The sequence below is a fragment of the Aeromicrobium marinum DSM 15272 genome (genome assembly GCF_000160775.2).
In the GTDB taxonomy this organism is placed as follows: domain Bacteria; phylum Actinomycetota; class Actinomycetes; order Propionibacteriales; family Nocardioidaceae; genus Aeromicrobium; species Aeromicrobium marinum.
The window spans coordinates 2106353-2129552 of record NZ_CM001024.1 but is presented as its reverse complement, the minus strand read 5'-3'; the positions used below and the strand labels follow the sequence as shown (position 1 = coordinate 2129552).

The window sequence follows — 23200 nt, the reverse complement described above, 5'->3', positions numbered from 1 at the left end:
CCTTGCGCGGGTGTCGCCTCGGGCTTCGCCCTCACGGTCGCTGCGCTCCCTGGCGACCGCGGAGCGGAGCGAGGCGAACCTCAGTGGGTGGGCTTGTCCGCGCCGACGACCCACATCGCGAAGAACTGCGAGCCGCCGCCGTAGGCGTGGCCGAGCGCCTTGCGCGCGCCGTCCACCTGGTGCTCGCCGGCCTCGCCCATCACCTGCAGGGCCGCCTCACCGAAGCGCAGCATCCCGCTGGCGCCGATCGGGTTCGACGACAGCACGCCGCCGCTCATGTTGACCGGGATGCGCCCCTCGATGCGGGTCTCCCCGGCCTCGGTGAGCTTCCACCCGTCGCCGGGCTCGGCGAAGCCGAGGTTCTCCAGCCACATGGGCTCGAACCACGAGAACGGCACGTAGATCTCGGCGCAGTCGATCTCGTCGACGGGCGACGTGATCCCGGCCTGCTTCCACAGCGCGGCCGAGGCCTCCCGACCCGCGTGCGGGTTCACCTGGTCGCGCTCGGCCGCCGTGGTGGGCTCGCTGCGCATCTGGGTGCCGTGGATCCACGCCGGGTTGCTGATGCCGGACTTCTCGACGGCCGACTCCGAGGCGATCACCATGGCGCAGGCACCGTCGGACGACGGGCAGGTCTCGTCGTAGCGGATCGGGTCCCACAGCATCTGCGAGGCCAGGACCGTGTCGACCGTGGTGTCGGGGTTCTTCAGGTGCGCGTAGGGGTTCTTGAGCGCGTTCTGCCGGTCCTTCGCCGCCACGATCGCGCCGATGTGCGTCGGCGCGCCGGACCGCCGGATGTACGAGCGCACGTGCGGGGCGAAGTAGCCACCCGCGCCGGCGTGCACCGGCATGATGAACGGCACCGCGAGCGACAGCGCCCACATCGCGTTGGACTCCGACTGCTTCTCGAACGCCACGGTGAGGACGCGCTCGTGCACGCCGGCCTCGACGAGCGAGGCCGCGACGATCGCGGTGGAGCCGCCCACCGACCCGGCGGTGTGCACCCGCAGCAGCGGTTTGCCGGCGGCGCCGAGCGCCTCGGCCAGGTACAGCTCGGGCATCATGACGCCCTCGAACAGGTCGGGGGCCTTGCCCACCACGACCGCGTCGATGTCGGCGAAGGTCAGCTCGGCATCGGCCAGCGCCCGGTCGACCGCCTCCCGCAGGAGCCCGGCGATGCTGACGTCCTCCCGCTTGGCGCGGTGGTGGGTCTGGCCGACGCCGACCACGGCGGCGAGCACGGGGCTCATTGGGTCGCCTCCATCGTGCACACGAGGTTCTGTTGCAGTGCCGGCCCCGAGGTCGCGTGCCCGAGAGCCCGGCCGGAGTCGCCCGCCCAGATCCGCTTCGCCGCCTCGCCGATCCGCACGAGCCCGGAGGAGAACATCGGGTTGGCCGTCAGGGCACCGCCCGACGGGTTGACGACGACGTCGTCGCCGAGCCCCAGCTCGCGACGCAGCACCAGCTCCTGGTGCGAGAACGGCGCGTGCAGCTCTGCGGTGTCGACGGTGGCCGAGCCCGCCGCCGCACCGGCGGACCGGGCGCTCAGGCAGTCGGTCAGGTCGCGGGCATTGAGGGCGATGGGGTCGACCCGGTGCTCGAAGCCGGAGATCCACGCCGCCCCGGAGTCGGCCGTCTCGGCCTTGCCGGTCGCGGCGATGACCATGGCGGCGGCGCCGTCGCTGACGGGCGCGCAGTCCCATCGGCGCAACGGGTCGGCGAACAGGGGTTGCTCCAGCACGTCCTCCACGGTGGTCCTGCCCTTCCGGATCGCCCAGGGGTTCTCGTCGGCGTCGTTCATCGAGCGGGCCACCACGTCGGCCATCGCGCGGTCGTCCCACAGGCCGCGGTCCAGTCCGAGGCGCGCCTGCAGGCCCGCCATCGACACGGCGTCGGGCCACAGCGGGGTCAACGTGTACGGGTCGAGCTGCAGCGTCATGGTCCGGCGCAGGGTGCCCGCCGAGGCCTTGCCGAAGCCGTACACGAGGGCGCTGTCGACCTCGCCGGTCTGGATCTTGACCCAGGCCTCGTACAGCGCCCAGGCAGCGTCCATCTCGACGTGCGACTCCATCACGGGCGGCAGGGCGCCGATCGCGTCGACGGCTGACACGAACGAGAACGACCGTCCGGCCAGGTAGTCGCTGGAGCCCGAGCACCAGAAGCCGATGTCGTCCTTCGTCCAGCCGGTCTGCTCGAACAGCTCGGCGAAGATCGGCACCAACAGCTCCACGCAGGTGGGGGAGCCGTCGAACTCCTTCATCTGCCGCTGGGCGAAGCCCACGACCGCAACGTCTCTCATGCCGTCTCCTAGAGGTGCTGCTGGTAGGTCTCGAAGCCGGCGTCGGGTTCCCCGGTCGGCTCGAAGTGGCTGATGTTCTCGATCGTGGTGCCCCACTCGTCGCGGGGCTTCCAGACCGCCTTGACCCGCAGGCCCATCCGCACGTCGGCGGCGTCGACGCCCAGGATCAGGTGGAGGAAGGCGATGTCGGCGCCGTCGAGCAGCACGTACGCCGAGACGTACGGCGGCTCGATCTTCTGCCCGAGGAAGGGCACGTTGACGATGCAGAACGTGGTGACCGTCCCGTGGTCGGGCAGCTCGACCTCGTCGGTCGTGGGCACCCCGTCGACGGGGCACGCGCCGCGCGGCGGCACGTAGACCTTGTGGCACGTGGGGCACCGCTGACCCAGGATCCGGCCCTCGGCGAGACCACGGAAGAACGCGGACTCCTCGGGCGATGCTGCGTAGTCGTAGGCCAGACGCACCGGCGAGACGATGCCAGTCACGGGCTCGGCGGTGCCGGCGTCGGTCGCCGGAGCGGGCTCGGTGCCCAGCGGCTCGAACCACCGGATGTCGGTGATCGCCCCGGCCGTCTCCTCGGCCCAGCGGGCGCGGACGCGCAGTCCGGTGGAGATCTGGTCGGGCGAGCCGGCGTCGACGGCGTGCAGCAGCGGCTGGTCGGCCCCGTCCAGGACGATCAGGGCGAACGCGAACGGGCGGTCGAGGGGCTGGTCACGGACGGGCTCGGAGACCCACACCCAGCTCTGCACGACGCCCTCGTCGGCGACGCGGCGCATCTCGGTCACCGGTTCCAGGGTGTGCGGGTCGTACTCCGGCGGCGGGACGACGACGGACCCGTCCGACAGCACGCCGCCGAGCACCTGGCGGTTGCGGAGTCCGGACATGAAGTCCGACAGCGTCGGTCCGAGGGACCGGGTGTAGTCGAACTCGACGTTCAAGGGGGCGTGCAGGGTGCCTGGCTGGTTCACGGACAAAGTGAAACACGTTCTAGTTTTGGCGGCAAGGGGATTCCGCGATCCGGGCAGGAGGTGCTCACCCGGCGGGGGTGAACGTGGCCATCGCGCGCTCCGGCTCCCAGAAGGCGCGCATCGACGCCACCCGGCCGTCGTCGCCGACGGTGTAGACCATCACCAGATCGGTCGTGCTGAACGAGCCGTCGGCGAAGGTCGTGCGGATGCGACCCACGTTGGCGCAGGTGTTGCTGCCGGGGTTCGCGAACGAGTCGGTGATGGTGAACTCGAACGCGTCGATCGGGGCGATCGCCTGCTCCCAGAAGGCACGGATCGCGTCGTGCCCGTGATGGCCGCGACCCTCGGCGTCGAACATCGACGGTCCGACCGGGTCCTCGATCACCGCGTCCTCGGCGTAGACCGTCAGCCACTCGTCCAGGTCGCCGCGGGCGACGGCGGAGTACGAGCGCTGCGAGGCGGCGCGGGCCGGGTGCGGGTCGTTCGGGGCGTTCCAGACGACGGCGTCGGACGTGATCATGGCTTCTCCTGGGTGAGGTGGTCGACGGCCCGGGCGGCGAAGACGAACGCCTTGCCGAGCGGTGCGCCCGGACCGGGGTACACGGGCCCGAAGATCGAGGCCGCGCTGTTGCTGGTGGCGTACAGGCCGCGGATCGGCCGGCCGCCCTCGTGCAGGACCCGGGCGTGCTCGTCGGTCACGAGCCCGCCCTTGGTGCCGAGGTCGGACAGGACGAACCGGGCGGCGAGGTACGGCGGGGTGTCCAGCGGCACGAGGGCCGGATTGGGTCCGTCGCCGCCGGCGAAGAACCGGTCGTACTCGTCGGCCCCGCGGCCGAAGTCCTCGTCGGTGCCCGTCGCCGCGAAGCCGTTGAACCGCTGGACGGTGCCGACCAGGTCCGGCATCCCGAGCTGCTCGGCGAGCTCGTCGAGGGTGTCGGCGCGCAGCCAGGTGCCCGCCGCGAGGTGCTCGGCCGGCTCGCCCTCGGGCATCGCGATGGCGGGCAGCCGGCCGCCCTCGCGGGAGTCGAAGACCAGGTACGACGGGACCCGGTCGGGCGAGGCGGCCATGGCGTCGCCGAAGCGGTCGTACGGCAGGCACTCGTTCGCGTACCGGCGACCGCGGCCGTCCACCATGACGCCGCTGCGGAAGCCCAGCGTGAAGGAGCCGTGACCGTCGGGCTGCTCGAGGCCGGGGCAGAGCCAGCCGTGCTGCAGGTGGTCGACCCGGGCGCCCAGGGCTATGCCGGCCTCGAGCAGCTCCCCGGCGTTCGTGCCGGCCGGCGCCATGGTCCAGGCGGCGTCCCCGGGTACGCCGTGGGCCGCACGCAGCCGCGGGTTGCCCTCGAACCCTCCGGCCGCGGCGATCACGCCCCGACGCGAGTGCACCCGGGTGGGCCCGTCGGGGCCGGTCGCCTCGACACCCACGACGACCTCGTCCTCGACGACGTAGCCGGTCACGTGGTGTCCGGTGAGGACCGTTCCCCCGTCCCGCAGGAAGGCGTGCAGGGCGCGGGCCACGAGGGCCTGGCCGCCCGTGAGGGTGCGGCGCCCGGCGGTCCCGGCCCGGTCGCGTTCGACCGGCGGGCGCACCAGGTCGGCCACCTCCGGCGGCAGCTCGTCGCGCCGGACGGCCACGGGCTGGATCGAACGTCCCATCGTCACGCGGCCGGGCGCGTCGAAGTACTCGGGGAACGGCAGCCACTCGAACGCGAATGCGTCGTCGGCCTCGAGCCGCTCCACGACACGGGGCGCCTCCGCGAGGAAGACCTCGACCAGCGGCGACAGCGGGCGGGGGAGCAGGGCCTCCAGGTACTCCCGCGCCGACGCGGTGGAGTCGTCGATGCCGGCCCGGCGCTGCACGGCCGACCCGGGCAGCCAGCACGCACCGCCGGAGTAGGCCGACGTGCCGCCGACCATCGCGGTCCGCTCCAGCACGACCGTGGACAGGCCTGCCTTCTGCGCGAGGTGGGCGGCGACGAGCGCGCCCCCGCCGGAACCCACCACGACCACGTCGAACGTCATGCGGACACCATAGGGAAGAAATGGAACACGTTCTACCTTCTCCGCTGCCCTTCCGCGGGCTGTGGCACCATGCCAAACTAGAACGTGTTCCACTCGTGGGACCGACACCACCGGACGACAGAAGGACACCGCATGACGGTCTTCGGCACCAACATCCTCGAGGGCAAGGTCGCCTACGTGGCCGGCGGGACGCGCGGATTCAACCTCGCGATCGCCAAGCGCTACGCCGAGCAGGGCGCCAGGGTCGTCGTGATGAGTCGCGACGAGGACCGCTGCGCCTCGGCCGCGCAGGAGATCCGCGACTCCGGCGGCGAGGCGCTGGGCCTGCCCGCCGACGTGCGTGACTACGACCGGGTGGCCGAGACGATGCAGGAGACCGCCGACGCCTTCGGCGGGATCGACATCGTCGTCGCCGGCCAGGCCGGCAACTTCTACGCCCCCGCGCTCGGGATGTCGGCCAACGCGTTCAAGTCGGTCGTCGACATCGACCTGCTGGGCACCTTCAACCTCTACCGCGCCAGCTTCGAGCACCTGACCAGGCCGGGAGCGTCGCTCATCGCGATCACCGCTCCCGAGGCCGTCAAGCCCCTGCCGTTCCAGAGCCACGTGTGCTCGGCGAAGTCGGCGGTCAACATGCTCACCAAGGTGCTGGCGATCGAGTGGGGTCCGGCCGGCGTGCGGGTCAACGGCATCAGCCCCGGCCCCATCGAGAACTCGTGGGGCATGGACAACGTCATCGCGACCAACCCGGGCATCAAGGAGCGCATCACCCAGGGGGTGCCGCTGCGGCGCTGGGGGACCCACGACGACATCGCCGACGCCGCCCTGTTCCTCGCCTCCGACGCCGCGTCCTACATCAACGGCACGATCCTCGACGTCGACGGCGGGGTGACGATCAAGTCCACCGGCCCGGAGGACGGCGACGCGGTCGACTTCGACGAGCACCCGCGGGTCAAGGGCCCGGGACGGGGGGCTCGCTGATGACCGGCGGACGGGCCACCGACGCCGAGCTCCGGCACGGGCCACACTCGGGCCAGATGCTGATGCACTCGTTGCGGCGGCACCGCGACGCCCAGGTGCTGACGCTGGGCGACCGCAGCATCACCGGCCAGGAGATGGCCGACCAGATGAGCCGCTACGTCCGGGCGCTGGAGGACCTGGGCGCCGGCTCGGGGGCGGGGGTGGGCCTGCTGGCCGCCAACCGTCCCGAGGTGCTGTTCCTCATCGGTGCCGGTCAGACCCAGGGGTACCGGCGCACGGCGCTGCACCCGCTCGGCTCGCTGGACGACCATGCCTACGTGCTGACCGACGCCGGGGCCACCGCGCTCATCGTCGACAACGTGCCGATGTTCCTCGAGCGGGCGGAGGCGCTCAAGGAGAAGGTGCCGACGCTCACCACCGTGGTCACCATCGACGACCTCGCGGCGCAGGCCGCGACGTACGACGCCTCACCGCTCGTGGCGAAGGACCTCGACCCCGACCACGTCGTCGGCATCACCTACACCGGCGGCACCACGGGTCTGCCCAAGGGCGTCATCGGCACGGCGTCGAGCATCGCGGCCATGACCCAGGTGCAGCTGGCCGAGTGGGAGTGGCCGGAGGCGCCGACCTTCCTCATCTGCACGCCCCTGTCGCACGCCGGCGCCGCGTTCTTCGCGCCGACCGTGGCCAAGGGCGGTCGCCTCGTGGTGCTGCCGCGCTTCGACCCCGCCGAGGTGCTGCGGACGATCGAGGCCGAGCGGATCACCGCGACGATGCTCGTGCCGAGCATGCTGTACGCGCTGATGGACCACCCCGACTCCCGCACCCGGGACCTGTCGAGCCTGGAGACCGTGTACTACGGCGCCGCGGCGATCAACCCCACGCGTCTGGCGGAGGCGATCGACCGGTTCGGTCCGATCTTCGCGCAGTACTTCGGACAGTCCGAGTGCCCCATGGTCATCACGTACCTCGCCAAGGCCGACCACACCCCGGAGCGGCTCGCCAGCTGCGGCCGGCCGAGCGCGTTCCTGCGCACGGCGTTGCTCGGCGAGGACGGGCAGCCGGTCGAGCAGGGGCAGCCGGGCGAGATCTGCGTGGCCGGACCGGTGCTGGCCGGTGGCTACTGGAACAAGCCGGAGGAGACCGCCGAGGCGTTCCGCGGCGGCTGGCTGCACACCGGTGACGTGGCCCGCGAGGACGAGGACGGGTTCTGGTACATCGTCGACCGGATCAAGGACATGATCGTGACCGGCGGCTTCAACGTGTTCCCCCGGGAGGTCGAGGACGTCATCGGCGAGCACCCGGCGGTCGCGCAGGTGGGCGTCATCGGCGTGTCCGACGACAAGTTCGGTGAGGCGGTCACGGCCGTCGTGGTGCTGCGGCCGGACGAGCCGCGGGACGACGAGTCGATCGCGCGGGTGACCCAGGAGATCCAGGCGCTGGTCAAGGAGCGCAAGGGTTCGGTGCAGTCGCCCAAGCAGGTCGTCGTCGTGGACTCCCTTCCCCTGACGGCCCTGGGCAAGCCCGACAAGAAGGCCCTTCGCGCCCAGTTCTGACGTCGCGGCCCGCGGGGTCGGGGGATGGCCGGTCGACACGCCCGATGACGATGATGAGGAGACCGGCATGACCGACGAGACACCGTTGGCGATCGACATGGCCTTCCACGGCAGCCCCGCCCTCGGTGGCGTGACGGCCAGGGAGGCCGAGGACCGGGGCGTCGTCGGCGGGCTGTTCGTGCCCGAAGGTCATCACGACCCGTTCATCACCCTGGCCATGGCGGCCGCGAACACCCGGACGCTGGAGATCGGCTCGGGCATCGCGCTCGCGTTCGCCCGGACGCCGATGTCGATGGCCTACTCGGCGTACGACCTGCACCAGCTTGCGGGCGGCCGCTCGATCCTGGGCCTGGGATCTCAGATCAAGGCCCACATCACGCGCCGCTACGACATGCCGTGGTCCGAGCCGGCGAAGCGGATGGCGGAGTACGTCGAGGCACTGCGCGCCATCTGGAACTGTTGGCAGACCGGCGAGGCGTTGGACTTCCGCGGTGACTTCTACTCGCACACCCTGATGCCGCCGCTGTTCAACCCGGGCCCGCTGGGCTTCGACTCGCCCCGGGTCTGGATCGCCGCCGTGGGGCCGCTGATGGTCAGGACGGCCGGGACCGTGGGCGACGGGATCATCTGCCATCCCCTGATCTCGCGCCGCTACCTGGCCGAGGTCATGGTCCCGCAGCTGACCGAAGCCCGTTCGGGCCGGCCGGACCACTCCTTCGCCACGACCACGATGGCCATGGTCGCCACCGGCCACACCGAGGAGGCCTTGGCGGCAGCGATCGCCGGGACGCGGAAGCAGATCGGCTTCTACGCCTCGACACCTGCCTACCGGCCCGTCCTGGACCACCACGGGTGGGGCGACCTGCACGAGGAGGCCAACACCTTCTCCAAGACCGGCCGGTGGGCCGAGCTGGCCGACCTCATCGACGACGAGGTGCTGAACACCTTCGCCGTGGTCGGAGAGGTGTCCGCCGCGGGCGCCGCGCTGCGTGAGCGGTTCGCCGGCCTGGTGGACCGGGTGACGCTGTCGATGCCCTACCAGCCTGCCGACGGTCTCGCGTTGGACCTTGCGGCGGCGGCGTCGAGCTGACGCCTGCCTAGCGGCCCTGGAAGTCGGGCTTGCGCTTCTCGGCGAAGGCGCGCGGTCCCTCCTTGGCGTCCTCGGACGCGAACACCGCGGCGCCGACCGCGGCGTCGGCCGCCCAGCAGTCGTCCTCGTGCTTGCCCTCGGAGTCACGGATGGTCTTCAGCACGGCCTGGACGGCCAGCGGGCCGTTCGCCGCGATGACGTCGGCGATCTCGTGGGCCTTGGCCAGGGCCTCGCCGTCGGGCACCACGTGACCGATCAGGCCGATCTCCTTGGCCTCGGGTGCCTTCACGTGCCGGCCGGTCAGCAGCAGGTCGGCCGCCACCGTGTAGGGCAGCTGGCGCGGCAGGCGCACGGCCGATCCGCCGAGCGGGTACAGGCCCCACTTGGGCTCGGAGACACCGAAACGGGCCGACTCGCCCGCGATCCGGATGTCGGTGGCCTGCAGGATCTCGGTGCCGCCGGCGATCGCGGGACCCTCGACCGCGGCGATGAGCGGCTTGGTGAGGCGGAACCCCTTGAGCAGCGACTTGATGCGGGCGGGGTCGAACTCGCCGGACTCGAACTTGTCGCTCGGCGCGGACGACGACATGGCCTTCAGGTCTGCGCCGGCGCAGAAGTAGCCCCCGGCGCCGGTGAGGATCACGACGAGGACCTCGGGGTCGGAGTTCGCCCGGTCCCAGGCGTCGCTCATGATCTCCAACATCTCGCCTGAGAGCGCGTTGCGCGCCTCCGGACGGTTCATGGTGACCACGAGGGTCCGTCCGTGCAGCTCGACCAGGCAGTGGGGTGCGTTCTTCGTTTCCGACATGGGGGAGAGCGTAGTCAAAAACGAGAACGTGTTCTAGTCTTGGGCGCATGGCACTGAATATCGCTGACCTGTTCGAGCACGCCGTCGACGTCGTTCCGGACCGTCCCGTCCTGCAGGTCGGGAGCCGCAAGGCCTCCTACGCCGAGCTGGAGAGCCAGGCCAACCAGGTGGCGCACTTCCTCGCGTCGCGTGGCGTCGGCCACGGCGACCACGTGGGGATCTACGCCAAGAACAGCATCGAGCACGTCGTCGCCCTGCTCGCGATCTTCAAGATCCGCGCCGTCGCGATCAACGTCAACTACCGCTACGTCGAGGGCGAGCTGAACTACCTCATCGACAACTCCGACATGGTGGCCCTGCTGCACGAGCGCACCTACGCCGACCTGGTCGCGAAGGTCGCCCCCCAGCACGCCGGGCTCACCACGGTCGTCGCCATGCCGGACCCGACCGACCCCGACAACGCGGCCGACATCGCCGGCTACGGCGGGATCTCCTGGGACGACGCCCTCGCCGGCCAGAGCGCCGACCGCGACTTCGGCGAGCGCAGCGGCGACGACCTCTACATCGTCTACACCGGCGGCACCACCGGCTTCCCCAAGGGCGTCATGTGGCGCCACGAGGACTTCTGGCGGGTGCTCGGCGGCGGCATCGACTTCATGTCCGGTGAGCGCATCGAGGAGTACACCCAGTCCGAGTCGGCGCGCACCAGCGACCCGATGGTCACCTTCCCGCTCAGCCCGCTGATGCACGGCGGGGCCCAGGCGGCGATGCTGATGCACCTGTTCGCGGGCCACCTGACGATCCTGGAGCCGCAGTTCGACCCGGTGCGCACCTGGGAGATCGTCGACCGCGAGAAGGTCCAGCTGATCTTCATGACCGGTGACGCCATGGCGCGTCCGCTGATCGAGGCCTACCAGGCGGGCAGCTTCGACGGCAGCTCGCTGATCGCCATCGCCAGCAGCGCCGCGATCTTCAGCCGCCCGGTCAAGGAGACCTGGATGGCGGCCTTCCCCAACGCGTTCTTCACCGACTCCGTGGGCTCGTCCGAGACCGGGTTCTCCGGCACCGGACTGCAGGACAGCGAGAACATCCAGGGCCAGGGCCCGGTCGTGGCCCTCGGCGCCGAGACGGTCGTCCTCGACGACGACAACCGACCGATCGACGGCACCGCGGTCGGTCAGGTCGGTCGTCTCGCCCGGTCGGGCAGCGTGCCGCTGGGCTACTACCGCGACCCCGAGAAGTCCGCCAAGACCTTCGTCGACGTCGACGGGGTGCGCTACGCGATCCCCGGCGACTTCGCCCGGATCGAGGCCGACGGCAAGGTGACGTTGCTCGGCCGCGGCTCGAACTGCATCAACACCGGCGGCGAGAAGGTGTACCCCGAGGAGGTCGAGATGGCCCTGAAGGGACACCCCGGCGTGTACGACGCGCTGGTGGTCGGCCTCAGCGACGACCGGTGGGGCCAGCAGGTCTCGGCGGTCGTGCAGCCCCGGTCGGACGCGCACCCCACGCTGGAGGACCTCCGGGCGTTCCTGCGGCCCCTGCTGTCGGGCTACAAGCTGCCGCGGTCGGTGGCGATCATCGACAAGATCCCGCGCAGCGCCACCGGCAAGGCCAACTACCCCGCCGCCAAGGAGCACGCCGAGGCCGCCCGCCTCTCGAGCCAGGAGAACGTCGATGCGCACTGAGCTCTGTGACCGGTTCGGGATCGAGTACCCGATCTTCGCCTTCACCCCGTCCGAGCACGTCGCCGCTGCGGTGTCCCGCGCCGGTGGTCTGGGGGTGCTCGGTGCGGTCCGCTTCAACGACCCCGCCGAGCTCGACCGGACCCTCACCTGGCTCGACGACAACACCGACGGCAAGCCCTACGGCGTCGACGTCGTCATGCCGATGACGGTGCCCACCGAGGGCAAGGCCGTCGACCTGCAGGCGATGATCCCCGAGGCGCACATGAGCTTCGTGGAGCGCACCCTGCAGCAGCTGGGCGTTCCGCCGCTGCCCGAGGGTGAGGGGCGGGACGGGGTGCTCGGCTGGCTGCACTCCGTCGCCCGGTCGCACGTCGACGTGGCCCTGAGTCACCGGCCCGTGCTGATCGCGAACGCGCTCGGCTCGCCGCCGAAGGACGTCATCGAGCAGGCCCATGCGGCCGGCGTGCAGGTGGCGGCACTCGCCGGTGCCGCCAAGCACGCGATGACCCACGTCGCCAACGGCGTCGACATCATCATCGCCCAGGGCTACGAGGCCGGCGGTCACACCGGCGAGATCGCCAGCATGGTGCTGACCCCCGAGATCGTCGACGCGGTCGGACCGGACGTCGCCGTCCTCGGCGCCGGCGGCATCGGGCGGGGTCGCCAGATCGCCGCGTCGATGGCCCTCGGTGCCCAGGGGGTGTGGAACGGCTCGGTCTGGTTGACCACGAAGGAGTACGAGAACCTCAACTCCAACAAGGGCATGACCGAGGCGTTCCTGCGCGCGTCCAGCGCCGACACGGTGCGCACGCGGGTCTACACCGGCAAGCCGGCCCGGCTGCTCAAGACCAGGTGGACGCAGGCATGGGAGGCCGAGGACGCGCCGAAGCCGCTGCCGATGCCGCTGCAGAACCTGCTGGTGTCAGACGCGCACAGCCGGATGAACTCCGCCGGCGACCCCGACGTGATCTCGATGCCGGTGGGTCAGATCGTCGGCACCATGAACGAGGTCCGTTCGGTGGCCGACGTCATGGCCGACCTGGTCGCCGAGTACGAGGAGACCGTCGACCGGCTCACCGCCCTGCGGGGCGCACCGGTGCAGTAGGCGGCTCGCCCGGACCGAGGTCCGGCCGCAGGCCGGTCGTGGGCCACATCCTCTCGATCTCGGCGTTGAGCTCGGCGCCCAGCAGCACGGCGACGGAGGAGACGTAGAGCCACAGCACGATCGCGATCGGCACGGCCAGCTGGCTGAACACCGCGTCGGAGCCGATGGTCGCGGCCAGGTACGCGCGCAGGCCGGCGGCGGCCAGCAGCCACACGATCATCGCCAGCGCCGCCCCGGGGAGGTCGCGGCGCCACGGCGTCCGCCAGGGGACCCCGAGGTGGTAGAGGCTCGCGAGGGCCGTGATCGCCAGCAGGCCCAGCACGGGCCAGTACAACGCCCCGAGCACCGTCAGCGTCGCGGAGGCGACGGCTTCGGGTGCGAGCCACTCGACCACCCGGGGGCCGAGCACCAGCAGCGGAAGGATCGCGATCGCGGCGAGCAGGCCGGCCACGGTCAGACCGAGTGCCAGCAGACGGCGACGCCACCCCGGCCGGGGCCGGTCGATGTCGTAGGCGATGGTGATCGTCTCGAGCGCCCGGTTCGTGGCCCGGGACCCGGTCCACAGGCTCAGCAGCGCACCGATGGAGATGACATCGGCGCGGCCGTCGGCCAGCACCCGGGTGGCGAGATTCTCGTACGACGCGTAGACCCGGTCCGAGAAGAACCCCCGGGGCAGCTCGAAGACGATCCGGTTCAGCTCCTGGGCGCCCGCAGGTCCGAGGGCATCGGCGACGAAGCCGAGCGAACCGAGGACGACCAGGATCAGCGCCGGCAGGGAGATCATCGTGAACAGGGCGATCTCCGCGGCCAGGCCGGGCACCCGGTCGTCGACCGCCTCACGTCCGGTGCGGCCGATCAGCGTCCACGCGCGTTGCCACGGGCGGGGGAGCCGGTCGTGCACCCTGCGCGCCACGTCCTCGGCGCGGTCCTTGAAGGTGTCGGTCATCGCCTCCACGGTACGAGGCCCGGCCACCGCCCGGGCCCCCACCGGGAACAGGCCGGCTCAGACGTACCGGGTGCCGCGTTCCTCCCTGACCCAGGTCGCGTCGGCCGTGCCGGCCGCGGTCAGCTCCCGGTGCAGGATCTTGTGCGTCGCGGTGCGGGGCAGCTCGGTGACGACCCGGACGAACCGCGGCCGTGCCTTGGGTGAGAGGTCCGGCTGCTGGTCGAGGAACGTCTCGAGGTCGCCGGGGCCCAGCGGACCGCGCAGCACCATCGCCGCCGCCACCTGGTCCCCGGCCCGCTCGTCGGGCACCGCGTACACGGCCACCTGGTCGATCGACGGATGACGCAGCAGCAGCCGCTCGATCGGGGCGCACGCGAGGTTCTCGCCGTCGACACGAAGCCACGCGGCGCTGCGGCCGGCGAACCAGACCCAGCCGTCGGCGTCGCGGTAGGCCAGGTCGCCCGACCAGTAGAACCCGCCGCGCAGCCGCTCGGCCGTCGCCTCGGGGTCGTTGTGGTAGCCCGCGAACTGGCCGGCGCCCGCGGTGTTGACCAGCTCGCCGACGCAGGCGTCGAGGTTGGTGACCCGGCCGGCGTCGTCGAACGTGGCGCGAGGGCATTCCAGCCCGGTCTCCGGGTCGTGCACGGCGACGGTGGGTCCCGGCCAGCCCAGCGCACCGGGTGGGGTTCCCTCGATGCGGCTCACGACGACGGCGTTCTCGGTGGACCCGAACCCGTCGATCACCCGGCAGCCGAACCGGGCGCCGAACGCCGCGATGTCGCGGTCGGTGGCCTCGTTGCCGAACACCAGGCGCAGCGGGTTGTCGGCGTCATCGGGGCGCTCCGGTGTCGCCAGCACGTAGGTCAGCGGCTTGCCGACGTACGAGGCGTAGGTGGCGCCGAAGTGCCGCACGTCGGTGAGGAACTGCGAGGCCGAGAACTTCTCCCGCAGGGCCACGGCGGCGCCGTTGCGCAGGGCCGGTGCCCACCCCGCCATGACGGCGTTGGAGTGGAACATCGGCATGGAGACGTAGTGCACGTCGTCGGCGGTGAGACCGAGCCGCTCGGTCAGGTAGGCGCCGGGGCCGGTGACCTTGGCGTGCGTGATGCGCACCGCCTTGGGCCGGCCGCTCGTGCCCGAGGTGAAGATGAGCATGAACAGCGAGTCCCCCGTCACCTCACCTCCCCGCTGGGAGTGACGTTTCGGCCCCGAATCCGGCCGATCAGGGGCAGAAACGTCACTGCCAGCGGGGGCGGGAGGGGAGTCGAGGAGGGTGGTCCACTCGGGGGTCCCCGTGTCGATCACCCGGATCCCGGGCAGGTCGAGCCCGTCGAGGAGCGCGCGCTGGGTCGCGTCGGTGAGCAGCACCTGCACCTCGGCGCGGAGCAGGTCGTCGACCAGCGCCTGACCGCGACGGGTGCTGTTCACGCCGACTGCGACGTGGCCACCGAGCCCGGCGGCCGCGAGGCCCAGCAGCATCTCCGGCGTGTTGTCCATCAGCAGGCCGACGTGCGGCGGTCGCCCGGCGTCGAGCACCGAGGCGATCGCGGCGGACCGTTGCTCGGCCGCGACCACCAGCTCACGCCAGGTCCACGACCCGTCGTGGGTCAGCAGGGCCGGGGCATCGGTCTCGGCGCGCGCGAGCAGGAGGTCCCGGACGGTCACGCCGGAGCGTCCGCCAGGAGCCGCCCGAGATGCAGGGCCTGCTCGGTGCCCCCGCCCCGCACGGCACCGAACCGCATGGCGGCCGTGTAGTAGCGGTGGGCCACGCCGTCGACGTCGATGCCCACGCCGCCGTGCACGTGCACCGTGGTGTGCGCGACGCGGTGCCCGGCCTCGGAGGCCCACAGCGTCGCGGTCGCGACGGCCTCGGCGGCGGGCAGCTGCTCGGCGAGCCGCCAGGCCGCCTGCCACAGCGTCAGGGCCTGGCACCGGGTGTCGATGTAGCCGTCGGCCAGCCGCTGGGCGACGGCCTGGAAGGTCCCGATGGGCCGGTCGAACTGCTCGCGGGTCCTGGCGTACTCGGCCGTGAGCGCCAACGCGCCCTCGGTGATCCCCAGCTGCAGGGCGCAGGTCGCGACGGCGAGCAGGTCCAGCAGACGGTCGGCGGCCCCGGCGCCTCCGACGAGGCGGTCGGCCGGCAGCCGGACCGCGTCCAGCTCGAGGAGCCCCGCCTCGTCGCCGTCACTCGTCCGCTGCTCGGCCACGGAGACACCCGTGTCACCGGTGTGCACGAGGAGGACGGCCGGACCGTCGGGCGTGGTGGCACTGACCAGGAACGAGGTGGCCACGGTGCCGGCCGGGACGAGGTACTTGGTGCCCGTCAGCACCCAACCGTCGTCGGCGGGGGCAGCCGTGGTGGTGGGACGACGCGGGGCGTGCTCGTGCTCCTCGGCGACCGCACAGGTCGTCACCGCGGCGGGGTCGGCGTGCAGCGTCCGCAGCTGGTCGGGGGTCCCGTGCTCGACCACCAGCAGGCGGGCCACGGCGTTGGTCGCCAGCGGCACGGGCGCGACGGTGCGTCCGACCTCCACCAGCACCCGGCACAGCTCGACGAACCCGAGACCGGCACCGCCGTCGTCCTCCGGGGTGGTGAGGGTCAGCAGGCCCGCGTCGGCCAGCGCCTTCCACAGGACGGGGTCGAAGCGTCGGCCGGTGGCCTCGGCGGCGGCGAGGCGGTCGGACGTGGTGTGGTCGCCGAGGATCGTCGCGGCCAGGGCGGCGGCGTCGTCGGCCTCGGGGGAGAAGGTGAAGTCCATGGCAGCGCTCCTGTGGTGGTGGTCGGGGGTCAGCGCTTGGCCGCGGGCAGTCCGAGACCGACGTACCCGATGATGTCCCGCTGGATCTCGTTGGTGCCGCCCCCGAAGGTCATGACGAGCGACGACCGGAAGTACCGCTCCAGCCGGCCCCCGAGCACCGCGCCGCTGGAGTCGGCCGCGATGCCGGCGGCGGGACCGACGACCTCCATGAGGGCGCGGTACACCTCGGTCGCCAGCTCGGACCCGTAGACCTTGATGGCCGACGCGTCGGCGGGGGAGAGGGTGTCGATCTCCGTCGCCAGCTTCCAGCCCATGAGGGTCAGGGCCTCGGTGCGCGCCTGGGCGCGGCCGAGGAGGATCTGGACCCACTCGTGGTCGATCACCCGGACACCGCTGGCGTCCTTGGTCTCGCGGGCCCAGTCGGTCACCAGCTCGATGGAGTGCACCAGGGGGGCCGACGACGTCAGCGCCACCCGTTCCCGGTTGAGCTGGTTGGTGATCAGCGCCCACCCGCCGCCCCGGCCGCCGATGAGGTTCTCGGCCGGCACCCGCACGTCGTCGTAGTAGGTGGCACTGGTGCCGACGCCGGCGATCGTCTGGACCGGCGTGTAGGAGAAGCCCTCGGCGTCCGCGGGGACGAGGATCATCGACAGGCCCTTGTGGCGCGGCAGGTCGGGGTCGGTCCGGCAGGCCATCCAGATCCAGTCGGCGTACTGGATCAGCGAGGTCCACATCTTCTGGCCGTTGATGACCCACTGGCCGGCACTCTCGTCGAGCTCGGCGCGGGTGCGCAGGGAGGCCAGGTCGGTGCCGGAGCCCGGTTCGGAGTAGCCGACCGAGAAGTGCAGCTCGCCGCGGACGATGCGGGGGAGGAAGTAGTCCTTCTGCTCCTCGGTGCCGTACCGCATGATCGTCGGACCGATGGTGTTGAGCGTCAGGTACGGGATCGGGACCCCCGCCACGGCCGCCACGTTGGTGAAGATCAGCTCGTCGACCATCGAGCGCTCCTGGCCGCCGTACTCCTTCGGCCAGCCCATGCCGAGCCAGCCGTCGGTGCCCAGCTGGCGGATGACCTCCTTGTACACGCCCACGTCGCCGAACTCCCCGGAGGAGGCGGCGAGAGCGGCGCGCCGCTCGGGGGTGACGAGCTCTGCGAAGTAGCCCCGCAGTTCGTCACGAAGTCGGAGTTGGGCGGCTGTCAGGGCGACGTGCATGTGGTAAAACTATAACGTGTTCTCGTTTCGGTCCACCGGGACCGACATGATGGGAGGCAATCGTGACGGAGACTCGCACGCTGGACGCCGGTACGGTGCCCGAGCGGTTCGCCCGGGGCTGGCACTGCCTGGGGCTCGAGCGTGACTTCATCGACGGTGCTCCTCACGGCGTGGAGGCCTTCGGCGGCAAGCTCGTCGTGTGGGCCGACGCCAGTGGCGAGCTGCACGTGCTGGACGGCTACTGCCGGCACATGGGCGGCGACCTGACGCAGGGCACGGTCAAGGGCGACGAGATCGCCTGCCCGTTCCACGACTGGCGCTGGGGCGGCGACGGCAAGTGCAAGGCCATCCCGTACGCCAAGCGGGTGCCGCTGCGCGCGCGCACGCAGCGCTACGAGAGCGTCGTCCGCAACGGCCAGCTGCTCATCTGGCACGACCCCGAGGGCGGTCCGGCCGACCACGACGCCCTGCCCCCGGTGCTGGAGGGCATCGGCACCGACCGCTACACCGACTGGACCTGGAACGTCCTGGAGGTCGACAACGCCCACTGTCGCGAGATCATCGACAATGTCGTCGACATGGCGCACTTCTTCTACATCCACTTCGCCTTCCCCACGAACTTCCGCAACGTGTTCGAGGGCGACCGGGCCACGCAGTTCATGGAGTCGACGGGTCGCCCGGACATGAAGGCCGAGGGCTACGGCGACGAGGACCTGGTCCTGAAGTCCGAGGCCACCTACTTCGGTCCGTCGTACATGATCAACTGGCTCGACACCGACTACCAGGGCTTCCTGACCAAGGTCATCCTGATCAACTGCCACATCCCGACCGGACCGAACTCGTTCAAGCTGCAGTTCGGCCTGTGCGTCGAGAAGCCCGACGGCGTCGACGACGCCACGGCGGCGTACATCGGCGACAAGTACGTCGAGAGCTTCACCGTCGGCTTCATGCAGGACGTCGCGATCTGGCAGAACAAGGCGCCGGTGCAGAACCCGCTGCTGTGCGAGGAGGACGGGCCGGTCTACCAGCTGCGTCGCTGGTACGAGCAGTTCTACGTCGACCGCGCCGAGGTCACCGCCGAGATGACCGAGCGCTTCGAGTTCGAGGTCGACACCACCAAGGCCAACGAGAACTGGCGGGCCGAGGTGGCCGAGAACCTGGCGCGCAAGGCGGCCGAGGACCGGGCCACGGAGGACAAGGCCCCCGAGTCGGTCGACGCCTGATGGCGTACATCGTCCCGCTGCACGCCGAGACGCTCGAGGACCGCGCCCTCTACACCCGGGCCCGGCTCGCCGAGGTGGCCTGCCTCGACTGCACCGCCCGCGTCCTGGTCCGCAAGAACAGCGAGCACCACACGTCGATCCAGTGGAGCAGGGAGGCCGTCGCCGCCTGTGCCACCTTCGACCGGCTCGCGGCGCAGGCCGGGGGGCGGCCGGTCCACGCCGAGTGCCCCCGTCTCGCCGCCTCGATCGAGGCGGCTGCACGCGACGGTGCGCTGCCCGTGGGGTCGCCCGATGAGTGAGGGGTCCTTCGAGCTCGACGTCCTCGACGTCGTCGAGGAGGCCGCCGGCGCGCGCTCGGTCGTCCTCGATCCCGGCGAGCACGCCGCGTCGTTCGGCTACACCCCGGGGCAGTTCCTGACCGTCGCCGTGCCCAGCGACCGCACCGGACTCGTCGCCCGCAGCTACTCGCTGTCGTCGTCACCGGTCGACCAGGGCCCCCTGACGATCACCGTCAAGCCGACCGACGGTGGCTACGCCTCGAACTGGATCTGTGACCACGTCAGGGCCGGGGACCGCCTGCGGGTGCTGCCGCCGAGCGGCATCTTCACGCCGGCCGACCTGGACGCCGACCTGCTGCTGTTCGCCGGCGGCAGCGGCATCACGCCGGTCCTGTCCATCGTGCGCACCGCGCTGGCCCGTGGCTCCGGCCGGATCGTGCTGTTCTACGCCAACCGCGACGAGCGGTCGGTCATCTTCGGTCCGGTGCTCGCGGCCCTCGCGGCCGAGCACCCCGAGCGTCTGCAGGTGGTGCACTGGCTGGAGTCGGTGCAGGGCCTGCCGACCCAGGCCCAGCTGAAGGCCTTCGCCGGGTCCCACGCGGAGTGGGACGCCTTCGTGTGCGGTCCGGCCCCGTTCATGGCTGCCGCGGTCGCCGCGCTGAAGGAGCTGGGCTTCCCCCGCTCGCGCCGGCACCAGGAGAAGTTCGTCTCGCTCGGGGGCAACCCGTTCGACATCGGTGCGCCGCCCGCCGTGGCGCCGGTCGCCGACGACGCGCCGGCTGCCGCGGCGACGCACCTGCAGGTCGAGCTCGACGGCGAGCAGCACGAGTTCACCGACTGGAGGGCCGGCACCACCCTGCTGGAGCACCTGGAGCGCAACGGCGTCAAGGCGCCCTTCTCGTGCCGTGAGGGTGAGTGCTCGGCGTGTGCGGTACGGCTGCTGGAGGGAGACGTGACGATGCGGAACAACGACGTCCTCGACGAAGAGGACCTGGCCGACGGCATCCGACTGGCGTGCCAGAGCGACGCCGCGTCCGAGAAGGTCCGGGTGACCTACTCGTGACGACGCCGAAGTCCCTCGAGATCCCCGAGGTCGTGTCCGCACGGGACGTCCCGGCCTGGTCCGACGAGGTCGACGTGCTCGTGGTCGGTGCGGGCATGGCCGGTACCGCTGCCGCGATCGAGGCCGCCCGGGCGGGCGCCCGTGTCCTGGTCATCGACCGGGGCGGCCGGCTGTCCTGCACCTCCGCCATGGCCGGCGGACACTTCTACCTCGGCGGCGGCACCCCGGTGCAGCAGGCGGCCGGGTTCGAGGACACCCCGGAGCAGATGGCGGCCTACCTCGCCGCGGTCGCTCCCGACTGCGATCCCGAGAAGATCCGCGTCTACAGCGAGGACAGCGTCGAGCACTTCGGCTGGCTGGAGGGCCTGGGGTTCGAGTTCGAGCGGTCCTACTACCCCGAGAAGGCCGCGATCCAGCCGGGCACGCAGGGCGTGATGTTCAGCGGCAACGAGAAGCTCTGGCCCTTCTGCGAGATCGCCGTGCCGGCCCCCCGAGGTCACAAGCCACCGGTCGAGGGCGACATGGGTGGTGCCTCCCTGGTGCTCGAGCTCGCCCTCACGGCCCTGGACGACCTCGGGGTCGAGGTGCGCTACGAGACCGGAGCGACGGCACTGGTCGTCGAGGCCGACACGGTCGTGGGCGCCACCTGGAAGCGTTTCGGCGAGTCCGGGGCGATCCGCGCCGGGGCGGTGGTCATCGCCGCCGGTGGCTTCGTCATGAATCCCGACATGGTGCACGCCTTCGCGCCTCCGCTGGAGGCCCTGCTCGAACGCGGCATGGCACTGGGCAACACCTACGACGACGGCCTCGGCATCCGGCTGGGCCAGTCGGTCGGGGGCGCCGCCGACCACATGGAGGAGGCGTTCCTCACCGCGCCGTTCTACCCGCCCGGCGACCTGGTCAAGGGCATCTGCGTCAACAACCGCGGTGAACGCTTCGTGGCCGAGGACTCCTACCACTCGCGCACCTCGGCGTTCGTCTTCGACCAGCCCGACCAGCAGGCCTGGCTCGTCCTGGACTCCGCCCACATCGCCGAGCCCTCCTACGGCCTGCAGCCGCTGGTCGACGGCTGGGACACGGTGGCCGAGATGGAGGCAGGACTCGGTGTGCCCGAGGGCTCCCTGGCGCAGACGCTCGACGCCTACAACGCGGCGGCCCGCGACGGCGCCGATCCGGCCTTCCGCAAGGCCGCAGAGCACGTGGTGCCGCTGGACCAGCCGCCCTACGGGGCCTACGACCTGACGCCCGGCCGGTGCTTCTACTCCGGCTTCACGTGCGGCGGACTGCGGGTCGACCACGACGGACGGGTCCTGCGCGACGACCGCAGCGTCGTGGCCGGGGTCTACGCCGCGGGCGCCTGTGCGTCGAACATCGCGGTCGACGGACGCGGCTACGCCTCGGGCACCCAGCTGGGCGAGGCCTCGTTCTTCGGGCGACGGGCCGGGCGCCACGCCGCCACCCGCGCGGGGCAGGATGTAACTCAGGTCACATCGAATCGTTACACCGCTGAAGGCGTGCTGAACGCGTGACCGTCCGTGCCCGCCCCGGGTGTCGGCGCCCCGGGACCCAGGAGTCGGAGGTGGAGACATGGCGTTGAGCCTCTCCTCGGTGCTCCGTGGACCCGGTCAGATCGCCGGCATGGCGATCGACGTGCTCCGGCTGACCTTCACGACCCGCTTCCAGACCCGCGAGTTCGTGGAGCAGGCGTGGTTCATCACCAGCGTCACTCTCGTGCCGACGATCCTCGTGTCGATCCCGTTCGGCGCGATCATCGCCCTGCAGGTCGGTAGCCTCACGGGCCAGCTGGGTGCGCAGTCGTTCGCCGGTGCCACCGCGGTGCTCGCGACGGTGCGTGAGGCCGCACCGATCGCCGCGGCCCTGGTCATCGCGGGCGCGGCCGGGTCGGCCATCTGCTCGGACCTCGGCGCGCGCAAGATCCGCGAGGAGATCGACGCCATGGAGGTGCTCGGCATCGACCCCCTGGCACGGCTGGTCGTCCCCCGGGCGCTGGCCACGGTCGCGGTGGCGCTGCTGATCAACGGCATCGTCATCACCGCGGGCATCGCGGGCGGGTACTTCTTCACCGTCGTCGTCCAGGGCGGGTCCGCCGGCGCGTTCCTGTCGTCCTTCGCGGCCCTCGCGACCCTGCCCGACGTCTACGTGGCGATGGTCAAGGCTGCGGTCTTCGGGTTCCTCACCGCGATCGTGGCGGCCAACAAGGGACTCACGGCCGGTGGTGGTCCCAGTGGTGTGGGCCGCGCCGTCAACGAGGCGGTCATCCTCGCGTTCATGCTGCTGTTCCTGCTCAACGCGATCATCACGGCCCTGTACTTCCAGATCGTCCCCCAGGCAGGTGTCTGATGAGCGCGGCCACCGAGATGGGACGGGCGTTCGTCACCGAGCGACGCCGCCGGGTCGAGACGCTGGGCGACCAGCTCATCTTCTACGTCAAGGCGCTGGCCTGGACGCCCCGCACCGTGCGGCTGTACCGCAAGGAGATCTCCAAGACCCTCGCCGAGGTCGTCTTCGGTGTCGGTGGCATCTCGGTCATCGCCGGCACCGTGGGCGTCATCGCGTTCCTGGCGTTCTTCGCGGGTACCGGCGTCGGCCTCAACGGCTACGCCGCGCTGAGCGAGATCGGGGTCGCGAAGTTCACGGCCTTCATCTCGGCATACTTCAACACCCGCGAGGTGGCCCCGCTGGTGGCCGCCATCGCGTTGGCCGCCACGGTGGGCTGTGGCTACACCGCGCGGCTCGGCGCCATGCGGATCTCCGAGGAGATCGACGCCCTCGAGGTCATGGGCGTGCCGTCCCTGCCGTTCCTCGTGACCACCCGGATGATCGCCGCGTTCATCGCGGTGATCCCGCTGTACAGCGTCGCCCTGGTGGCGTCGTACCTGGCGCCCCGGCTCATCACGACCCTGATCTACGGCGAGTCGGCCGGCACCTACGACCACTACTTCATCCAGTTCCTGCCGCCCGGCGACATCCTGTGGTCGTTCTTCAAGCTGGCGGTCCTGGCCGTCGGGATCATCCTGATCCACTGCTACTACGGGTACACCGCCTCCGACGGACCGGCCGGGGTCGGTCGGGCCGTGGGCCGGGCGATCCGCACCTCGATCGTGTTCGTCGTGGTGACGGACTTCTTCCTCACGTTCGCGATCTGGGGATCGACGACCACGGTCCGGATCACGGGGTAG

21 protein-coding genes are annotated in these 23200 nt (G+C 71.3%); 11 read left to right on the top strand and 10 right to left on the bottom strand.

What is annotated here, in order from left to right; genetic code table 11:
* Positions 1-80 precede the first annotated feature (80 nt).
* The 5 genes from HMPREF0063_RS10825 to HMPREF0063_RS10805 form a co-directional block, all read right to left on the bottom strand.
* Positions 81-1250, bottom strand: coding sequence for a thiolase domain-containing protein (locus HMPREF0063_RS10825; protein WP_007078708.1), 1170 nt, complete (start codon positions 1248-1250; stop codon positions 81-83).
* Positions 1247-2299, bottom strand: coding sequence for a thiolase domain-containing protein (locus HMPREF0063_RS10820; protein WP_007078707.1), 1053 nt, complete (start codon positions 2297-2299; stop codon positions 1247-1249). Before HMPREF0063_RS10820 ends, HMPREF0063_RS10825 begins: the two co-directional genes overlap by 4 nt.
* Before the next feature lie 8 nt (positions 2300-2307).
* Positions 2308-3267 (bottom strand): Zn-ribbon domain-containing OB-fold protein, encoded by a 960-nt coding sequence (locus tag HMPREF0063_RS10815; RefSeq protein ID WP_007078706.1) that lies wholly within the window; start codon positions 3265-3267, stop codon positions 2308-2310.
* Between the two features lie 64 nt (positions 3268-3331).
* On the bottom strand, positions 3332-3787 hold the full coding sequence (locus HMPREF0063_RS10810; RefSeq protein ID WP_007078705.1) for a nuclear transport factor 2 family protein: 456 nt from the start codon (positions 3785-3787) through the stop codon (positions 3332-3334).
* Positions 3784-5289 (bottom strand): FAD-dependent oxidoreductase, encoded by a 1506-nt coding sequence (locus HMPREF0063_RS10805; RefSeq protein WP_007078704.1) that lies wholly within the window; start codon positions 5287-5289, stop codon positions 3784-3786. Before HMPREF0063_RS10805 ends, HMPREF0063_RS10810 begins: the two co-directional genes overlap by 4 nt.
* A 132-nt stretch (positions 5290-5421) precedes the next feature.
* On the opposite strand from HMPREF0063_RS10805, the gene HMPREF0063_RS10800 reads away from it, so the two are divergent.
* The 3 genes from HMPREF0063_RS10800 to HMPREF0063_RS10790 all read left to right on the top strand — a co-directional run bounded on the left by HMPREF0063_RS10800 (position 5422) and on the right by HMPREF0063_RS10790 (position 8916).
* Positions 5422-6270, top strand: a complete 849-nt coding sequence (locus HMPREF0063_RS10800; RefSeq protein ID WP_007078703.1) for an SDR family oxidoreductase — start codon at positions 5422-5424, stop codon at positions 6268-6270.
* Positions 6270-7826: a fatty-acid--CoA ligase FadD8 gene (gene fadD8, locus HMPREF0063_RS10795; protein WP_007078702.1), complete on the top strand. Its 1557-nt coding sequence runs from the start codon at positions 6270-6272 to the stop codon at positions 7824-7826. The genes HMPREF0063_RS10800 and fadD8 overlap by 1 nt, the downstream gene beginning before the upstream one ends.
* A gap of 67 nt (positions 7827-7893) precedes the next feature.
* The gene (locus tag HMPREF0063_RS10790) at positions 7894-8916 is read left to right on the top strand and encodes a TIGR03617 family F420-dependent LLM class oxidoreductase (RefSeq protein ID WP_007078701.1); all 1023 of its coding nucleotides are present in this window, start codon (positions 7894-7896) and stop codon (positions 8914-8916) included.
* Between the two features lie 7 nt (positions 8917-8923).
* On the opposite strand, the gene HMPREF0063_RS10785 is transcribed toward HMPREF0063_RS10790, so the two are convergent.
* Positions 8924-9724, bottom strand: coding sequence for a crotonase/enoyl-CoA hydratase family protein (locus tag HMPREF0063_RS10785; RefSeq protein WP_007078700.1), 801 nt, complete (start codon positions 9722-9724; stop codon positions 8924-8926).
* Between the two features lie 47 nt (positions 9725-9771).
* Between HMPREF0063_RS10785 and HMPREF0063_RS10780 the strand changes: the two genes are divergently transcribed.
* Positions 9772-11412, top strand: coding sequence for an acyl-CoA synthetase (locus HMPREF0063_RS10780; protein WP_007078699.1), 1641 nt, complete (start codon positions 9772-9774; stop codon positions 11410-11412).
* Entirely contained in the window at positions 11402-12517 is a 1116-nt protein-coding gene (locus tag HMPREF0063_RS10775) for an NAD(P)H-dependent flavin oxidoreductase (protein WP_007078698.1), read from the top strand. The genes HMPREF0063_RS10780 and HMPREF0063_RS10775 overlap by 11 nt, the downstream gene beginning before the upstream one ends.
* Here the strand turns inward: HMPREF0063_RS10775 and HMPREF0063_RS10770 are convergent.
* Genes HMPREF0063_RS10770 through HMPREF0063_RS10755 form a run of 4 tightly spaced genes read right to left on the bottom strand, consistent with a single transcriptional unit; the run spans position 12486 to position 17436 of the window.
* Positions 12486-13463, bottom strand: coding sequence for a YihY/virulence factor BrkB family protein (locus tag HMPREF0063_RS10770; protein ID WP_007078697.1), 978 nt, complete (start codon positions 13461-13463; stop codon positions 12486-12488). The genes HMPREF0063_RS10775 and HMPREF0063_RS10770 overlap by 32 nt on opposite strands.
* A 57-nt stretch (positions 13464-13520) precedes the next feature.
* The gene (locus tag HMPREF0063_RS10765; RefSeq protein ID WP_007078696.1) at positions 13521-15128 is read right to left on the bottom strand and encodes an AMP-binding protein; all 1608 of its coding nucleotides are present in this window, start codon (positions 15126-15128) and stop codon (positions 13521-13523) included.
* Positions 15125-16222, bottom strand: a complete 1098-nt coding sequence (locus tag HMPREF0063_RS10760) for an acyl-CoA dehydrogenase family protein (RefSeq protein WP_007078695.1) — start codon at positions 16220-16222, stop codon at positions 15125-15127. The genes HMPREF0063_RS10765 and HMPREF0063_RS10760 overlap by 4 nt, the downstream gene beginning before the upstream one ends.
* Before the next feature lie 29 nt (positions 16223-16251).
* Positions 16252-17436, bottom strand: coding sequence for an acyl-CoA dehydrogenase family protein (locus HMPREF0063_RS10755; protein WP_007078694.1), 1185 nt, complete (start codon positions 17434-17436; stop codon positions 16252-16254).
* Positions 17437-17498: 62 nt separating this feature from the next.
* Here HMPREF0063_RS10755 and HMPREF0063_RS10750 point away from each other — a divergent pair, with 62 nt between their 5' ends.
* The 6 genes from HMPREF0063_RS10750 to HMPREF0063_RS10725 are packed head-to-tail and all read left to right on the top strand — an operon-like array spanning position 17499 to position 23200.
* On the top strand, positions 17499-18659 hold the full coding sequence (locus HMPREF0063_RS10750; RefSeq protein ID WP_007078693.1) for a 3-ketosteroid-9-alpha-monooxygenase, oxygenase component: 1161 nt from the start codon (positions 17499-17501) through the stop codon (positions 18657-18659).
* On the top strand, positions 18659-18958 hold the full coding sequence (locus tag HMPREF0063_RS10745; protein ID WP_007078692.1) for a hypothetical protein: 300 nt from the start codon (positions 18659-18661) through the stop codon (positions 18956-18958). The genes HMPREF0063_RS10750 and HMPREF0063_RS10745 overlap by 1 nt, the downstream gene beginning before the upstream one ends.
* Positions 18951-20000: a ferredoxin--NADP reductase gene (locus HMPREF0063_RS10740; RefSeq protein ID WP_007078691.1), complete on the top strand. Its 1050-nt coding sequence runs from the start codon at positions 18951-18953 to the stop codon at positions 19998-20000. Before HMPREF0063_RS10745 ends, HMPREF0063_RS10740 begins: the two co-directional genes overlap by 8 nt.
* On the top strand, positions 19997-21529 hold the full coding sequence (locus HMPREF0063_RS10735; RefSeq protein WP_007078690.1) for an FAD-binding protein: 1533 nt from the start codon (positions 19997-19999) through the stop codon (positions 21527-21529). Before HMPREF0063_RS10740 ends, HMPREF0063_RS10735 begins: the two co-directional genes overlap by 4 nt.
* A gap of 58 nt (positions 21530-21587) precedes the next feature.
* A complete protein-coding gene (locus tag HMPREF0063_RS10730; protein WP_007078689.1) occupies positions 21588-22361 on the top strand; it encodes an MlaE family ABC transporter permease in 774 nt (257 codons plus the stop codon).
* Positions 22361-23200, top strand: a complete 840-nt coding sequence (locus HMPREF0063_RS10725) for an MlaE family ABC transporter permease (RefSeq protein WP_007078688.1) — start codon at positions 22361-22363, stop codon at positions 23198-23200. Before HMPREF0063_RS10730 ends, HMPREF0063_RS10725 begins: the two co-directional genes overlap by 1 nt.

What these genes read in the sequence shown, in the direction of transcription:
- HMPREF0063_RS10725 (WP_007078688.1), top strand. Translation starts at nt 22,361, where the DNA reads ATGAGCGCGGCCACCGAGATGGGACGGGCGTTCGTCACCGAGCGACGC.
- HMPREF0063_RS10790 (WP_007078701.1), top strand. Translation starts at nt 7,894, where the DNA reads ATGACCGACGAGACACCGTTGGCGATCGACATGGCCTTCCACGGCAGC.
- HMPREF0063_RS10785 (WP_007078700.1), bottom strand. Translation starts at nt 9,724, where the DNA reads ATGTCGGAAACGAAGAACGCACCCCACTGCCTGGTCGAGCTGCACGGA.
- HMPREF0063_RS10745 (WP_007078692.1), top strand. Translation starts at nt 18,659, where the DNA reads ATGGCGTACATCGTCCCGCTGCACGCCGAGACGCTCGAGGACCGCGCC.
- HMPREF0063_RS10755 (WP_007078694.1), bottom strand. Translation starts at nt 17,436, where the DNA reads ATGCACGTCGCCCTGACAGCCGCCCAACTCCGACTTCGTGACGAACTG.
- fadD8 (WP_007078702.1), top strand. Translation starts at nt 6,270, where the DNA reads ATGACCGGCGGACGGGCCACCGACGCCGAGCTCCGGCACGGGCCACAC.
- HMPREF0063_RS10800 (WP_007078703.1), top strand. Translation starts at nt 5,422, where the DNA reads ATGACGGTCTTCGGCACCAACATCCTCGAGGGCAAGGTCGCCTACGTG.
- HMPREF0063_RS10740 (WP_007078691.1), top strand. Translation starts at nt 18,951, where the DNA reads ATGAGTGAGGGGTCCTTCGAGCTCGACGTCCTCGACGTCGTCGAGGAG.
- HMPREF0063_RS10810 (WP_007078705.1), bottom strand. Translation starts at nt 3,787, where the DNA reads ATGATCACGTCCGACGCCGTCGTCTGGAACGCCCCGAACGACCCGCAC.
- HMPREF0063_RS10780 (WP_007078699.1), top strand. Translation starts at nt 9,772, where the DNA reads ATGGCACTGAATATCGCTGACCTGTTCGAGCACGCCGTCGACGTCGTT.
- HMPREF0063_RS10805 (WP_007078704.1), bottom strand. Translation starts at nt 5,289, where the DNA reads ATGACGTTCGACGTGGTCGTGGTGGGTTCCGGCGGGGGCGCGCTCGTC.
- HMPREF0063_RS10775 (WP_007078698.1), top strand. Translation starts at nt 11,402, where the DNA reads ATGCGCACTGAGCTCTGTGACCGGTTCGGGATCGAGTACCCGATCTTC.
- HMPREF0063_RS10730 (WP_007078689.1), top strand. Translation starts at nt 21,588, where the DNA reads ATGGCGTTGAGCCTCTCCTCGGTGCTCCGTGGACCCGGTCAGATCGCC.
- HMPREF0063_RS10820 (WP_007078707.1), bottom strand. Translation starts at nt 2,299, where the DNA reads ATGAGAGACGTTGCGGTCGTGGGCTTCGCCCAGCGGCAGATGAAGGAG.
- HMPREF0063_RS10770 (WP_007078697.1), bottom strand. Translation starts at nt 13,463, where the DNA reads ATGACCGACACCTTCAAGGACCGCGCCGAGGACGTGGCGCGCAGGGTG.
- HMPREF0063_RS10825 (WP_007078708.1), bottom strand. Translation starts at nt 1,250, where the DNA reads ATGAGCCCCGTGCTCGCCGCCGTGGTCGGCGTCGGCCAGACCCACCAC.
- HMPREF0063_RS10760 (WP_007078695.1), bottom strand. Translation starts at nt 16,222, where the DNA reads ATGGACTTCACCTTCTCCCCCGAGGCCGACGACGCCGCCGCCCTGGCC.